A 15,874-nucleotide genomic window follows, 5' to 3' on the forward strand; every position below is an offset into this window, starting at 1 on the left:
TAACACCACTCTGATATCACATTTATCTTTATATTTAAGACAATTATAGTATTTATATGATATAATTTTTTTGATAAAGTGTTACTTTTGATTTAACCGACTTATTAGAAATACTAAGTATTCGATTAACGAACAATATTGTCCAATCGGAAATAATATGAAAGACATTAAAAATAGAAAATCTGACAAACCTCGTATTGGTATTACAATCGGAGACTACAATGGAATTGGTCCCGAAGTAATCGTAAAGGTTTTACAGGATAAACGAATTACAAACATTTGTACACCTGTTGTATATGGCTCTGGTCGTATTCTTACAAAGTACAAACGTATATTAGGTATAGAAGAATTTACGTATCATCAGTACAACAACAATAGTTACTTACACGATCAGAAGATTAATGTAGTAAACTGTTGGACTGAAGTTCAAGAATTAGAACCTGGTAAGATTACAGATGAAGCAGGAAAATGTGCTTATTTATCTATTGCAAGAGCATCAGAAGATTTAAACACAAATACTATTGACGCTGTAGTTACTGCACCTATCAATAAAGCGAATATCCAAAGCGAAGACTTTAAACACGCTGGGCATACGGAGTATTATCAAGAAAACCATGCAGATGGAGGAGATACTTTAATGACTTTATGTGCTGGAGATTTAAGAGTTGGAGTTGTAACAGGTCATATCCCTTTAAAAGATGTTTCTGCTGCAATCACAAAAGAAGTGGTAACGTCTAAATTGAAGGTGTTAATCAATTCATTAAAAAAGGATTTTGGCATTACTAAACCAAAAGTTGCTGTTATGGGTTTAAATCCGCATGCAGGAGAAGATGGCTTATTAGGTGATGAAGAAATTAATGTAATAGGACCTGTAGTTAAAGAATTTAAGAAAAGAGGAAACCTTGTATTTGGACCTTTCCCTGCCGATGGATTCTTTGGTACAATGGCTTTTAAAAATTATGATGGCGTACTTTGTATGTATCATGATCAAGGGCTTATCCCATTTAAATTACATGCTTTTGAAAGTGGTGTGAATTATACTGCTGGTTTAACTATAGTAAGAACATCTCCAGATCATGGAACAGCATATAACATAGCTGGTAAAGGTGTTGCAGATGAGACTTCTTTTAGAGAAGCATTAATGCAAGCCGTTGATATAGTAAAAGTTCGTGATGGTGAAATCACTAATATGATTCGTCCAAATGCAAAGCAATTACTTCAAGATCGTAAAGACCAAATCAAGGTTCAGAAAACACTGAAACCTGGAGAGGGTGAAGAAGAATTTGATTTAAGTGAATTAGAAGCTGGAGAAAGAAAAGAAGCTCAAGTTACTAAGCAACAAAAAATGCTTGAGAACAAAGCTAAAAATCAACAGCAAGGTGGAGGACGTTTTGATAGACGTCCAAACCAAAATAAAGAGCATTGGAAACCTCGTAAAAATCATCAGGATAGACCTCCTTTTCCTAACAAAAGTGAGGGTGCACCAACAGAAGAAAAAAATAATGATTAAGGGATAATTTAAGCAAGTAGAATTCTTATTTTTATAAAATGAAGAAGAACTTATTAAGTTTAGTTATTATTTCAATTTTCTTATCTTCTTTTAGTCTAATTCAAAGTCAAGAAGACATCTGGTTAACACTTCAAAAGATTGACTGGGAAGACAAGTTTGATAAAGAATTAGAAATGAAAGTTCCTTTTCCAATTTTCTCTGAAGAAGTTAGAGAATTAGGAGGAAAGGAGATATCAATTAAGGGATTTGTTTTACCAATTGATACAGATGATGAAAATTCGATGTTAATATCATATTACCCTTTTGCAAATTGCTTTTTTTGTGGAGGAGCAGGACCAGAAACAATAATGGAAGTGTTTATGGATGTTCCAAGAGAAGTAAATGATGAAACAGTAACTTTTAAAGGTATACTCAAATTAAATGGAGATGCCACTGGTATGATTTACCAATTAAAAGATGCCGTTGAAGTAGAAACAATAGATTAATGGAAGAGATAAAAGATATATTTGTAAAGTACTTGGAGGAGAAAAAGCTAAGAAAAACTCCTGAACGCTTTGCAATTATGGAAGAGATATACAGTAGAGGAGGACATTTTGATGTTGAATCTTTGTATATCAACATGAAAAATAAAAATTACAGAGTTAGTAGAGCTACGGTTTACAATACTTTAGATCTTTTACTTGACTGTAGTCTTATTACGAAACATCAATTCGGAAAGAACTTAGCACTTTACGAAAAAGCACATGGTTTTAAACAACATGACCATCTTATCTGTAAAGAATGTAATAAGATTTTAGAATTCTGTGATCCTCGTATTCAAAAAATTCAGCAGATGGTTGAAGAGATTTATGATTTTGAAATAGAAAGTCATTCATTAAATTTCTACGGAAGCTGTAAAAAAGAAGATTGCGAAGGAAAGAAGAATAAAACACAAGAAGTAGTGCAGTAAATAGCCTATTTTTTGAAAAGCCTTTAAGGAAACTTAAAGGCTTTTTTTATGTATTTATGAAAATCATTTTGAGATAACGATATGTCATATTAGAATAATATTAGAGCGTGGTAATCTAAACTGATTTTTTAATGAGACGTTAAATGGTATATAAACAAAATAAAAATACCATTATGAAAAGAATATTATTATCTATCGCATTTTTAGGGCTGTTATCTTGTACTACTTCTAATACTGAGTATGAACCTGCTAAACCAGCAAATCCAATTGCAGAAGTACCTCAGCATCCAATAGAAGAGCGTCCAATATTGCCTGAAAATCCGATAGGAGACGTTCCATCTGAGACTTATTAATAAAAAAAGCTGTTAATCTTTTCAATTAGATTAACAGCTTTTTTTTAGGTACAGAATAAACTATTCTGTTATTGATGGCTTTTTGAAAATTGGAAAAATACTGATAATCCAAATCAAAATTAGCACAGAGACAATAAGAGGAGAATATTCTACTCTAATAGCATCCATGTCATGACCTTGTGTACCGTATATAAGACCTAAAGTTGTTAGCATCAAAAGATTGAATAATGTAGCTAACCCTTTTGTCCATCCTTTTGTTTTTTCAAGTAATAAAGCTCTATTCTCTTTTGTCTTTAACCAGAAATCTCTGTTAGGAAGTAGAATTAGAGGTTTAGGCAAATGTAAAATACCTCCGCCAAGAATTATGAGTGCAACATCTACAAATAATAATGTACCCATAGATGCATAAAAGAAATCACTTTTGCTCATGATTACTGCTTGAGAAGCTTCTGTAGCATGTAATACCATTACACCGCTATCAGGGAAGTAGATATATGCTAAAAGATTAAGACCCAAGTAAATAAATAATGATAGGGTCCATAGGTATTTTATATATTTCATCGGAGTGATTTGTTTGAAAGTTTGTTCTTCTGCAAATATAGTTTTTCAACTTAATATTTTCTGTTAATTCGTATAAGTTTAAAAAGAAAATCCCCATAATCTTTACATATAAAAGACTATGGGGATTCTTAACTCTAAATTAGAATCACTAATTATGCAATTGCAGTTTCTAGAGCAATTTCCATCATGTCTGTGAAAGTATTTTGGCGGTCATCAGAAGAAAGTTCTTCACCAGTTACCAAACTATCACTAACAGTAAGAATTGTTAAAGCACGTGCGTTAAATTGAGCTGCAATTGTGTAAAGAGCAGTAGTTTCCATTTCTACAGCTAGGACACCATATTTAGCCCATTTTTTCCACTCGTCAGCATCGTCACCATAGAAAGCATCAGAAGAAAGAATATTACCATTGAATGGAACAATCCCTTTTGCTTCTGCAACTTCATTTGCTTTTGAAAGCATTTTGAAATCTGCAGCAGGAGAGTAGTCTTTACCTCCAAATCTATTTTGATTAAATGATGAGTCTGTAGATGCAGACATTGCAATCACTAAATCTCTAGGCTTAATATGTGGTTGCATAGAACCACAGCTACCTACACGAATTAATTTCCTTACACCAAATTCTGTTACAAGTTCGTGTGCATAAATACCAATTGATGGTACTCCCATGCCAGAACCTTGTACAGAGATTCTATGTCCTTTATACGTACCTGTGAAACCTAACATTCCGCGTACGTTATTATATTGAACAGCGTCTTCTAAGTAATTTTCTGCAATGAATTTAGCTCTTAATGGGTCGCCAGGCATAAGTACAACCTCAGCGATATCTCCAGGCTTAGCGCCAATATGAATACTCATGTTATTATGTGTCTTTTAAATTATCATAGATGCAAAGCTACCAGTAGTAGGTGCTTCGTTTAATAAAAGTTCTTCAATAGTAGTTCCAATATCTGCAAAAGTTGATCTGAAACCAATGTTTACAGGTTTGATTTTTTTACCGAAAACTAAAATTGGAATATGTTCTCTTGTATGATCAGTCCCTTTAAAAATAGGGTCGTTACCATGGTCTGCAGTGATAATCAAAATGTCATCATCTTTCATAGCAGCAGTGATTTCTGGTAATCTTTGATCAAAATATTCAAGGGCGTCTCTATAACCAATGAGGTCTCTTCTATGGCCAAATAGCATATCGAAATCTACCAAGTTAGTGAAGATTAAGCCTTCATTATCTTGTTTTAAAAACTCGATAGTTTTATCAATACCTTCCGTATTATTCTTTGTATAGGTATGATCTGTAAAACCTTTGCCCGCATAAATATCATATATTTTGCCAATACCAATAGAATCTTTGCCAGAAGCAATAATTCTAGTAAGCATATTTTCTGCAGGCTCTAAAGAATAATCATGACGATTTGAAGTTCGCTCATAATTACCTTCTTTACCAATAAATGGACGAGCAATTACACGGCCAACATTCAGTTGTTCTCTAGCAATTTCACAGTAACGGTACAAGTCTTCTAAAGGAACAACTTCTTCGTGTGCTGCAATTTGAAAAACAGAATCAGCTGAAGTGTAAATAATTAATTTACCCGTTGAAACGTGTTCATCTCCAAGCTCATTAATTATTGCTGTTCCAGATGCAACTTTATTACCTAAAGTACCTTTGCCTGTAGCCTTCTCAAAAGCTTCCATAATATCAGCAGAGAAACCATTAGGGTAAGTAGGTAATGCTTCAGCTAAAATCTGACCAGCAATTTCCCAGTGTCCTGTAGTAGTATCTTTTCCTTTAGAAACTTCTTTTGCTTTGCCATAGGCTGCAGAAGTAGTTCCCATAGGTGGTAAACCATGGAGTGGAGCAATGTTACCAAGACCCATTTCGTGCATGTTAGGTATATCTAACCCAGCACTGTCAGCAATATGTCCTAGAGTATTTGCACCTCTATCTCCATATTCATCGGCATCGCTACTAAAGCCAATACCAACACTATCTAATACGATTAAAGCAACTCTATTAATCATAAATGTATATTTTTTAAATGAGATTAGTAACTTCCTTCGTCAGCAGTACCGCCTTGAATAATTTTGATACCGCTTGAAGTACCTAAACGAGTTACACCCATATCAATGTATTTTTGAGCAGTTTCGTAATCACGAACACCACCACTAGCTTTTAAAGCTGCTTTTCCATCAACTGCATCTTTCATCAATTGAATATCTTCATAAGAAGCACCAGCTGTTCCAAAACCTGTAGATGTTTTTACAAAATCTGCATTTGCAGCAACAGATAATTTAGAAGCCTCAACAATTTGTTCTTTTGTTAAGTAACAAGTTTCTAAAATCACTTTTAATACTCTAGAACCAATTGCTTCTTTGATCTGACGAATTTCTTCCTGAACATAATCAGTTTTTCCGTCAATCATTTTTCCTACATTAATAACCATATCAATTTCGTCTGCACCATTTGCTACGGCACTTTTGGCTTCGAATACTTTAGAAGCTGTATCCATTTGTCCTAAAGGAAAGCCAATAACAGAACATACTGCTACATCAGAACCATTAGTATGCTCTTTTGCAAGAGGAACATAAGCAGAATTAATACATACAGAGAAGAAATTATACTCTTTTGCTTCTTTGCAAAGTTGAATAATTTGTGCTTCTGTAGCATTGGCTGCTAAAATTGTATGATCGATATATTTTGCAATACTCATGAGAAAATTATTAATATATTTTTGATAAATTTTATAATTGGACTACACTTTAAAAGTGCGGTCTTACAAATTAACGAACTGATTGACGAACTCTTAAATCATCTCTTTGATTTAAGAGTTTGGTTAAATTTTATTAGCAATCAATCCGCTATATTTAATGTTATTGTATGTCTAGAATAACTTCTGGTGTTTTCACTAAACTATCACTATAACCATATGCACCTGAAAGAAGTGCGATTGCATCTTCTAATTTTTGATTTTTCTGATTGTAATGCATGATCGCTAAAGTGTCACCCTTAGAAACTTTATCACCTACTTTTTTCTTTAGAACAATACCCACAGCATGGTCAATCTCATCTTCTTTAGTTTCCCTTCCTGCACCAAGAAGCATAGCAGAATTACCCACTTTCTCGGCCATTAAAGAAGCGATATAACCATCTTGTTCCGCTTTAACGTCTAAAGTGTATGTAGCGGTTAAAAATTTCTCTGGATTTTCTATATAAGATGGATCACCACCACAATCTTCTACAAAATCTCTTAATGCTTTTACTGCTTCACCAGTATGCAGCTTTTCTTCGGCTAGCTTTACACCTTCTTCTATAGAACTTACATCTCCTTTTTGTACAAGAGCAATACCTGTAATAGTGGTAATAAGTTTCTCGAAGTCTTTTGGACCGTTGCCTTTTAAAGATTCAATTGCTTCGTAAACCTCTAAACCATTTCCGATACCATCACCTAAAGGTTGTTCCATACCGCTTAAAACAATATGAACTTTTCTACCAAACATTTCTCCAATACCACGCATAATATTGGCTAGTTTTTGAGCATCAGCTAAGTTTTTCATGAATGCACCATCGCCAACTTTTACATCTAGGATAATACCATCACTTCTTACAGCAAGTTTTTTACTCATTATACTAGAAGCAATTAAAGGGTAACTACTAACAGTGGCAGTTACATCTCTTAGAGCGTAAAGTTTTTTATCTAGAGGAACAACATTTTCTGTTTGTCCCATAATTCCAATACCAGTATGTTCAATGGTTTTTACCATGTCTTCTTCGGTAGCTGGGAATTTAAAACCTGGAATAGCCTCAAACTTATCTAGTGTACCGCCAGTGTGCCCTAAACCTTTGCCAGACATTTTTGCTGTACCAATACCAAATACAGACAAAAGAGGAGCAAGTGCAATACTTGTTTTATCTCCAACACCGCCTGTACTGTGTTTATCTATAAGAAAACGTTCAACTCCATTTAATTTTATTAATTCACCGGAGTCTCGCATGGTTTGCGTAAGTGTCTTTAATTCATGTTCCGATAGACCGTTCAAATATACAGCCATTAAAAAGGCTGACATTTGATAATCAGTGGTCTCACCGCTAAGGTAGCTTTCTAAAAAGCCCTTCAATTCCTCGTCAGATAATAAGATATTATCTCTCTTTTTTGCTATTATATCTACAGCTCTCATAAATAGTAATTTTGATATGAGAATTAATTTTGGTTATTTTTAACTGAATCAATCAAAATCAATTCAAATGAGCAAACTCAATTACTCTTTTAAGTTAAATTTTTTACTAGTGTTTATATGTGTATTCACATCAGCGTGTACACAAGATGAAAACCTAAATGAAGAAAAAATAATTCACTTTGATAATAAGTTCAAAGACTCAAAGATTAGGGATATTTATAATCTAAGAGATCAGAGAAACACTTTAGGAGTAGCAGAATATTTAACATCAGATTCTTTAAAATATAGAAGAGAAGCATTAATTGCATTTGGGTCTATACAAGATACAACAGCCTTACCTTATTGTAAAAAGATTTTAGAAGAAGAAAATAATATTTCTTTGAAAATTGCAGCAGCTTTCGCTATAGGTCAAATATCTTCACCGGTATTAAACGATTTTCTTATTAATTATATCGTAATGCATGAAGCTGATGAAGAAGTAGTAGAACATCTTTTCGAAGCATTAGGAATGTGTGCAACGGATAGAGTAATTGTATTTATGACCGGTTTTGTAACCCTATCTGTACCCATTAAAAGAGGAATTGTTAAAGGATTATACAAAGCTATTATATGGCAAAAAAGTACATCTTTAGATGCTGCCTTACAGGTGATGAGAATTTATTCTAGAAGCTTTTCTGAGGGCATGGAAGATGATGAAACAAGAGAATGGTGTAGCTCTTTTTTCGGGAAACTTAATTCAGAGCATACTTTAGAAGTTTTTAGTTCTAATATTTTTGATCAGGCAAGACGCAACGAAGATGAATTAATACGTGCAAACTTTGCATTGGCTATTAAAGCGTTTTCAAAGGCAAATGGAAGTGCAACTGCTTTACAAAAAATTCTATCGACGGAGAAATCTCCTTTAGTTTTAATAAATGCAATCCGTTCAACGGAAGCGGTAAAATATACTACTGTAATTGATGAAACCATTTCTTTCTTAGCGAATGAGAATCCAATTGTTGCAACTGTAGCTGCGGATGTTTTGTACAGAAAATTAGGGTGGAATACATCAAAAAAAGTATATAAAATTGCCAAAGGAATTAAATACCCTAATCCAAGAGCAAAAGCTTTAAAGGCTGTAATGGAAGAAAGAAATAAGCAGTCTGAAATATATAATTTTGCAAAAGACCTTTTTGATAATTCAAGCTCTGTATACGAAAAATGCTTGTTATTAGAAGCAATGAATGAATCAAAAATAGGGAAAAATATAGCTTTTGATACGTGGAAAACGACTACCTCAACACCATTAAAAACTAAGGCTATTGAAATAATTACTGCAAATTACGCTAAGCATAAATCACTTTCTTCTGCAAAAGGCAAAGAATTAAATAAAATTCTAGTTGACGCATTACTTACAAATGACGTAGGGCAGATTTATACTATTTGTTCATTTATGTCTTCAAACGTAGCTAAATTTAAGAAGTATTATCCATCAGTAAATCAAATGGATAGCGTGAAAAATAATTTAGAGATTCCTTTACAAGTTGAAGCAGTTATCGAAATAGAAAAAGCTATTGCTGCAATCAATAAAACACCTTATAAATACTCTGCGCCTAAAAGTAATGTAGGAGTGAAATGGGAAATGATTCAGCATATTAAAGAAAATCATTTAGCAAAAATATATACTAACCAAGGAGAGATTACAATTCAACTTAAAGTAGAAGAAGCTCCAGCTACTGTTGCTATGTTTGTGGATCTTGTACAGCAAAATTTTTATGATGGTTTATTCTTTCATAGAATGGTGCCAAATTTTGTAGCACAGGGTGGAGATCCTCGTGGAGATGGTTTTGGTGGTTTACCTTACTCTATCCCTTCAGAGTTTTCTTTATTGGAATATAAAGAAGGATCGCTAGGTATTGCATCGGCAGGGAAAGATACTGAATCATGTCAGTTTTTCTTTACAGAAGTTCCTACTCATCACTTAGATGGTAGATATACAGTTTTTGCTGAAGTGGTTGAAGGATTAGATGTGATGCACAAACTTGAATATGGTGATAAGATGGATTCAGTGGTGGTTGTTAAAGATATATTAGCGTCTGCACAATAAATTGATAGAATTATCCTATTTTTGCACACATAAATATACTTAACTTATTGTGTCTCGATGAGAATCTCTATTACAAAGTACTTCATTTCTTCTTTATATATTTTTCTATTCGCAAGTTGTTCTGTAGAGCAGTTTGATATTGAAAAGCCTTTTTCTATTAAAATAGCCTCTTTTAGAGAATATGATAATTTAGAAAATGCATTTGAGCGTGTATCAGATATGGGATTAGAACCCTATACAATTTCTCAAAATTCTGAAGAAGGTGGAAAGTGGTACCACATAATGATTGGTGCAGAAAGAACTCTTGAAGATGCATTGTCTTTAAAAATGACAATTGAGGATAACCATAGAATGAGTAATCTTGAAATTCAAAATTACAATAAATTGCAAAAGCAGTTAATGGAAGTTGAAGAAGATGAAATTGAAAATTATCCAGTTACTTGGAGTGCTTTAGATCTTGTTTCTCAGTTACCTTATACATCTTATTATAGATTGAAAAGTGTGAAATCTTTACATTACTATCAAGATATTAATCATAGGCAGAGTACTGTTAGCAGAAACATATCTTTTGATTTACCACGTGGCTTATCAATTAGACAATTTCAAAAAAATGTAGAAGAGATTGTTGAAGGCGTTTATGTAGATCCTTTATATGGAAATACAGTAACTATTCATCTTATAAAATTACACGAGAAACATAAGCTAGGTGATGAGGTTGCTAAGACAATTGCTGAACGAATTTTAAATTCTAAAAAGTATAATGTTCAGAAAATGGAAGCATTTTCTTCTGGTAATAATTGGGATATGTCTGGACATATAGTAACAATTAATCCTAAGGCATTAAAGTCTTATGCGGTGCAAGAATCTGGTTCTGGACTAATTCTAGCTTTGGTGCAATCCACAGAGAATAATGTGAATGTATTAAAGGAAATGGTGAAATTAGTTGGGGAAGAACAATCTATCGAAACTTACAATAGCGTACATAGATTACTTGCTGCTTTACCTAACAATCTAAAAACTACAGAACGCTTAATTGCTGTCGATTTTTCTACAAAGGAAAGTTTAAGAGGGAAGTCGGCTTTAATAGAAAGAGGTGAAACAGAATTAGAGATTCTAATTACAGATACAAATAGAGGAAACTTATTGTACCAGTTAGAAAACTTTAATGATGAAAGCTCAACGGATAGAGTTTTTAAAACACGTTATTCATCTTATCTAAATAACGCATCAGTAGAGAAAGTTTTATTAGGTGCAAGAGATGCTTTTATCTATAAAATAAGAAGAAGAAATCCAGAAACACGTAAAATGGGAGAAATGCCTGAGTCTATTGTTTTTCAGAATGATAGAGAAATAGGTAAAATTTCTAATATTAAACAAGGAATACATACGGATGAAGAATTAGTTGAAAAGCTAAGTAAATTCCGTTTAGGTGAACAATACCAAATATCTGAACCTGCATCAGCCCTTTAAATAATGTTACAATTTAATTATCAAAAGCGAGTACTTGATTTTAATTTCCCTGCAAAAACATCAAGAGGTGCAATCACTTCTAAAAATTGCTTTCTAATTTCGGTATATGATATAAATGAACCGAATATAATTGGATGGGGTGAGTGCAATACCTTAAGAGGATTAAGTATTGATCATTTTGATGATTATGAAGAACGCTTACAATCTGTTCTTGAAAAGATAAATAAATTGCCTTTATCTTTTGCTACATTGAGTGATTTTTTAGATAAGGAAGTGTATCCAAGTATGTTCTTTGCATTAGAAACGGCTTTGCTGGATTTATCTAATGGTGGACAAAAACAGATTTATAAGAATAGCTTTTATGAAGGAATACCAATTCCTATTAATGGGTTAGTTTGGATGGGGGATAAAGCTTTCATGAAACAACAAATTGATGAAAAATTGGCCAAAGGGTTTGATTGTATAAAAGTAAAAGTAGGAGCTTTAAATTTTGAAGACGAACTACAATTACTTAAGTATATACGGTCTGAATATTCTCCAGAAGAAATTACATTACGTGTAGATGCAAATGGAGCATTTGCTGTTAATGAGGCAATGGAAAAGCTAAAACGATTGTCTGCCTATTCTCTACATTCAATTGAACAACCAATTTGGGCAGGGCAATGGGAAGAAATGGCAGAGCTTTGTAGCAAAACACCAATTCCAATAGCATTAGATGAAGAGCTGATAGGTGTAAAAAAAGCAAAACAGCAAAAGCTACTAGAGACAATTAATCCTCAATATATTATTTTAAAACCTGCTTTAGTAGGTGGTTTAGAAGCATCTAATACTTGGATAGAACTTGCAGAGAAACAAAATATTCCTTGGTGGATGACTTCTGCTTTAGAAGCAAACATAGGCTTAAATGCAATTGCACAATTTACCGCTAACTATATAGTAGATAAGCCACACGGTTTAGGAACAGGGCAATTGTATCACAATAATTACGATTCGCCATTAACAGTTTCATCAGGTACTTTATTTTATGATAAAGATAAAAAATGGGAAGTTTAGACCTTCTTTATTAAGTAGCGTTTATATCAATTTTGATTATTCTATTTAATGGTAATACGTTAATTTTAGGAAGACCTAATTAACTCTATTATCATTATGAAAAACCTAATTTGCTCATTTATTGTTCTATTCACTCTGTCTAATTTTAATAACACAATTGCTCAGAATTTTGAGAGTACAGAGGATCTGAAAAAATTTTACAAGAAAAATGCAGAAAGATTACCCTCTCCTCAGAATGGATGGTTTGAGGCATGGGTAATTATGCCTTCTGAAGAAGAATTTGAGCACCATACAGATGGTGAAGTCCAAAATGCACGCGTATTTGTGAAAGATGGAGAAGTTCTTCGAGTATTTTATGATAACGATGCTTACCTAGAAACAGTGTATACTATTAGCGATGTGAAAAATGGCAAGGCTAAATTCCAGAAAGTGTTTTTAGACATCAATCATGATTTAACCGAAGTATTTAGTGCATACACTCATACGGTTATTTTTAAAGATCATAAAGCAGAAGTTGAAGCTCCTTTAAAGGCTGGAGAAAACATTGGTAATGTAGTGTTTTACTCAAATAGTAAAAAAATACAAAAGCAAGGTTTCTTTGTATTTGTCAGAAATAAGACCACCGAAGAATATGACTTTATTGGTTATTTAAATAAAAAATATGACGAATCTAAAGAAGCTTTAGACGAGGTTGCTTTGCAAATTCCTATGATTAAAGGGGACTATGAGATATTTTCTGTACAAAATAAAATTCAGTTTAATAGGAGAATGCCGATGAATAAGCATGAAATTGATTTTATGGAAGAGGCTTCTCATCAGATTGAATTAGTAGCGAAGAAGTAAAAATATTTATAATAAAAAAAACGGGTCTCGATAAATTTATTATCGAGACCCGTTTTTGTATGTTTTTAAAAAATATTCTTAGTGAATACCTTTCATCATCTTTGTTAAGAATGGAGAAACAACAAAGGCTAATGCCGCTGCCACTAATGCATAAACTGTAATAAAGTAGAAGGTATCAAATTCATAATACTCTGATATTGCAGTCATCTGTGCAGCAAAGAAGTTACCTAATGCAATTGATCCCATCCAAAGTCCCATCATTACTGAAACAATTTTTGGAGGAGATAATTTAGTAATCATTGATAATCCAATAGGAGACATACATAACTCGCCAACAGTATGGAAGAAATAAACCATTACTAACCAAATTGGAGAAATTAATGCATTCGAAGCAGTGTATGTATCATTAGCAATTGCCATAATACCAAATCCAATTGCTAAGAAAACTAATGACCAAGCAAATTTATAAGGTGTTCTTGGGTTTAGTTTCATATCAGAAAGCTTTCCCCAGATAACTGTAAATAAAGGTGCTAGAATAATAATGAATACAGCATTAATAGATTGGAACCATGAAGCAGGAATTTCAAATCCCATTACATTTCTATCAGTATATTCATTAGCAAAAGTATTAAAAGATGTACCTGCTTGCTCAAAGCCAGACCAGAATACGATATTGAAAATTGCTAAAGCTAAAATTACACCTACACGGCTCCATTGTGTTGCACCTTCAGTATTTTGATAGATTGTTAAACTAAGGTAGCCTAGACCACCAATACCGATAATACCAACAACTGTATTGATGATATCTGCATCAACATTGATTAAAAAATGAACAATGATATAAGAGAAAACAGTTAAACCAACTACAAAAGCAAGGATTGACGTCCAGTCTTTTTTCTCTAATTTATTCTTTTTGTGGGGATCATCTTTTGGTGGTAAACCAACAGGAAGACCAGTTTCTCCACTAACTACAGAAGTTTCTCTCATGAAGAACCAGATAGTAGAGACAACCATACCGAAACCAGCAGCCATAAAGCCATATTGCCAGCCTACATTTTCTGCTAAAGAACCACCTACAAAGTTTGTTACAAAAGCACCTAAGTTGATACCCATGTAGAAAATTGTAAATCCGTTGTCCTTATTTGGATCATTTGCACTATATAAACCACCAACCATTGTAGAAATGTTTGGCTTAAAGAAACCGTTACCAGTAATAAGAAGGCCAAGACCTAAGTACAATGCCATCTGACGCGTCAAAAAGAGATCATGCATATCTGTTACAGACATTGCCATGATAAATTGACCAATAGCCATTAGAAGAGCACCAACGTAAATTGATTTTCTCTGCCCAATTAACTTATCTGCTAGAATACCTCCAATAATTGGAGTTACATATACCAATGCTGTGAAAATACCGTAGATACTGTATGCTTCGGTTTTTTCTAATCCAAATCCTCCTTTTGCTAGTGTTGCTGTAAGGTATAACACAAAAAATCCACGCATACCGTAGTAACTGAATCTTTCCCAGAACTCGGTTGCAAATAAAGTATAAAGTCCTTTAGGGTGACTTTGTGAAGCTGATTTACTCACGATTTACTTTTAATTATGGTTAGTAAAATGTTTAATTGAAATATTTTTGACTAAAGAAGGGTATAAATTACCACTAAAATGAGTTTAAAAATAATTGTATCACAAATATGGTAAAATTTATAGATATAAAAAGTTGATATTTGACATCAAAACAATCATTATTATGTATTATCTTTCAGATTAAGTAATATTATTGATTAAATATAAACTAAAATTAAAAAATGAGCTTATCAATTATCGCTGTATTTTTAGTTCTAGGTATAGCAGGCTTTTTTACATTAATGTATTTTGTTCCTGTCAACCTTTGGATTACAGCAATTTTTTCTGGTGTCCGAATTAGTTTACTAAGCTTAGTAACTATGAGAATACGTAAAGTACCCCCAAAAATTATCGTTAACTCAATGATTACTGCAACTAAAGCAGGGTTAGATTTGAAAACTGAAGAGATTGAATCTCATTACCTTGCAGGTGGTCATGTTCCTTCTGTGATTAAAGCTTTAATTTCGGCAGAGAAAGCGAACATTCCTTTGTCGTTTAAATTAGCGGCAGCAGTAGATTTAGCTGGTAGAGATGTATTCGAGGCAGTACAGATTTCTGTAAACCCTCAAGTAATTAATACGCCTAATGTATCTGCAGTGGCACAAGATGGTATTCAACTTGTTGCTAAAGCAAGAGTTACTGTACGTGCAAATATTGCTCAATTAGTTGGTGGTGCTGGTGAAGAAACAATTCTTGCTCGTGTAGGTGAGGGTATTGTAACTTCTATTGGTTCTTCATTATCGCATAAAGAAGTACTAGAAAATCCTGATAAAATCTCTCGTTTAGTATTAGAGAAAGGATTAGATTCTGGAACAGCCTTTGAAATTCTATCTATTGATATTGCAGATATTGATATTGGAGATAACATTGGTGCTAAACTGCAAATTGATCAAGCAGATGCTGATTTAAAAGTCGCAGAAGCGAAAGCAGAAGAGCGTAGAGCGATGGCTGTAGCCGTTGAACAAGAAATGAAGGCAAAAACACAAGAGTCTAGAGCTAAAGTGATTGAAGCTGAAGCAGAAGTGCCTCGTGCAATTGCAGAAGCATTCCGAAGTGGGAATTTAGGTATTATGGATTACTATAAGCTTAAAAACCTTCAGGCAGATACTACTATGAGAGACTCTATTGCAGAGTCTAGCAAAGAAGATGAAACTTTCCATAAAAATAGTGCAGATGATGATGATGAATAATCTATTTATCGTTTAGACATAAAAAAGGGTTACATTTCTTATTGAGATGTAACCCTTG

15 protein-coding genes are annotated in these 15,874 nt (G+C 33.1%); 9 read left to right on the plus strand and 6 right to left on the minus strand.

What is annotated here, in order from left to right:
- Positions 1-157 precede the first annotated feature (157 nt).
- The 4 genes from pdxA (at position 158) to EI427_RS06810 (ending at position 2,812) form a co-directional block, all read left to right on the plus strand.
- Positions 158-1,510 (plus strand): 4-hydroxythreonine-4-phosphate dehydrogenase PdxA, encoded by a 1,353-nt coding sequence (gene pdxA, locus EI427_RS06795; RefSeq protein WP_126612996.1) that lies wholly within the window; start codon positions 158-160, stop codon positions 1,508-1,510.
- Between the two features lie 38 nt (positions 1,511-1,548).
- On the plus strand, positions 1,549-1,995 hold the full coding sequence (locus EI427_RS06800) for a DUF3299 domain-containing protein (RefSeq protein WP_126612998.1): 447 nt from the start codon (positions 1,549-1,551) through the stop codon (positions 1,993-1,995).
- Complete coding sequence (locus tag EI427_RS06805) at positions 1,995-2,459, plus strand: Fur family transcriptional regulator (RefSeq protein WP_126613000.1); 465 nt, start codon at positions 1,995-1,997, stop codon at positions 2,457-2,459. Before EI427_RS06800 ends, EI427_RS06805 begins: the two co-directional genes overlap by 1 nt.
- A 173-nt stretch (positions 2,460-2,632) precedes the next feature.
- Positions 2,633-2,812 carry a hypothetical protein gene (locus tag EI427_RS06810; RefSeq protein WP_126613002.1) on the plus strand — a complete coding sequence of 60 codons (180 nt, stop codon included), beginning with the start codon at positions 2,633-2,635 and terminating at the stop codon, positions 2,810-2,812.
- Positions 2,813-2,872: 60 nt separating this feature from the next.
- Here the strand turns inward: EI427_RS06810 and EI427_RS06815 are convergent, their stop codons facing one another.
- The 5 genes from EI427_RS06815 to EI427_RS06835 form a co-directional block, all read right to left on the minus strand.
- Positions 2,873-3,373, minus strand: coding sequence for a hypothetical protein (locus EI427_RS06815; protein WP_126613004.1), 501 nt, complete (start codon positions 3,371-3,373; stop codon positions 2,873-2,875).
- A gap of 152 nt (positions 3,374-3,525) precedes the next feature.
- A complete protein-coding gene (gene deoD, locus EI427_RS06820) occupies positions 3,526-4,230 on the minus strand; it encodes a purine-nucleoside phosphorylase (RefSeq protein WP_126613006.1) in 705 nt (234 codons plus the stop codon).
- Between the two features lie 15 nt (positions 4,231-4,245).
- The gene (locus EI427_RS06825; RefSeq protein WP_126613009.1) at positions 4,246-5,391 is read right to left on the minus strand and encodes a phosphopentomutase; all 1,146 of its coding nucleotides are present in this window, start codon (positions 5,389-5,391) and stop codon (positions 4,246-4,248) included.
- A gap of 23 nt (positions 5,392-5,414) precedes the next feature.
- Positions 5,415-6,080, minus strand: a complete 666-nt coding sequence (deoC, locus tag EI427_RS06830) for a deoxyribose-phosphate aldolase (protein WP_126613011.1) — start codon at positions 6,078-6,080, stop codon at positions 5,415-5,417.
- Between the two features lie 160 nt (positions 6,081-6,240).
- On the minus strand, positions 6,241-7,545 hold the full coding sequence (locus EI427_RS06835; RefSeq protein WP_126613013.1) for a thymidine phosphorylase: 1,305 nt from the start codon (positions 7,543-7,545) through the stop codon (positions 6,241-6,243).
- 67 nt (positions 7,546-7,612) lie between these two features.
- Between EI427_RS06835 and EI427_RS26135 the strand changes: the two genes are divergently transcribed.
- The 4 genes from EI427_RS26135 to EI427_RS06855 all read left to right on the plus strand — a co-directional run bounded on the left by EI427_RS26135 (position 7,613) and on the right by EI427_RS06855 (position 12,997).
- Positions 7,613-9,631, plus strand: coding sequence for a peptidylprolyl isomerase (locus tag EI427_RS26135; RefSeq protein ID WP_205727909.1), 2,019 nt, complete (start codon positions 7,613-7,615; stop codon positions 9,629-9,631).
- Positions 9,632-9,688: 57 nt separating this feature from the next.
- Positions 9,689-11,101 (plus strand): SPOR domain-containing protein, encoded by a 1,413-nt coding sequence (locus EI427_RS06845; protein ID WP_126613015.1) that lies wholly within the window; start codon positions 9,689-9,691, stop codon positions 11,099-11,101.
- A 3-nt stretch (positions 11,102-11,104) separates the two neighbouring features.
- Positions 11,105-12,154: an o-succinylbenzoate synthase gene (locus EI427_RS06850; RefSeq protein ID WP_126613017.1), complete on the plus strand. Its 1,050-nt coding sequence runs from the start codon at positions 11,105-11,107 to the stop codon at positions 12,152-12,154.
- Between the two features lie 96 nt (positions 12,155-12,250).
- On the plus strand, positions 12,251-12,997 hold the full coding sequence (locus EI427_RS06855) for a hypothetical protein (RefSeq protein ID WP_126613020.1): 747 nt from the start codon (positions 12,251-12,253) through the stop codon (positions 12,995-12,997).
- Positions 12,998-13,075: 78 nt separating this feature from the next.
- Here EI427_RS06855 and EI427_RS06860 read toward each other — a convergent pair whose 3' ends face one another.
- Positions 13,076-14,587, minus strand: a complete 1,512-nt coding sequence (locus tag EI427_RS06860) for a peptide MFS transporter (RefSeq protein WP_126613022.1) — start codon at positions 14,585-14,587, stop codon at positions 13,076-13,078.
- A gap of 221 nt (positions 14,588-14,808) precedes the next feature.
- Here EI427_RS06860 and floA point away from each other — a divergent pair, with 221 nt between their 5' ends.
- A complete protein-coding gene (floA, locus tag EI427_RS06865) occupies positions 14,809-15,816 on the plus strand; it encodes a flotillin-like protein FloA (RefSeq protein WP_126613024.1) in 1,008 nt (335 codons plus the stop codon).
- Positions 15,817-15,874: the final 58 nt, after the last annotated feature.

The organism is Flammeovirga pectinis, assembly GCF_003970675.1.
GTDB lineage: Bacteria > Bacteroidota > Bacteroidia > Cytophagales > Flammeovirgaceae > Flammeovirga > Flammeovirga pectinis.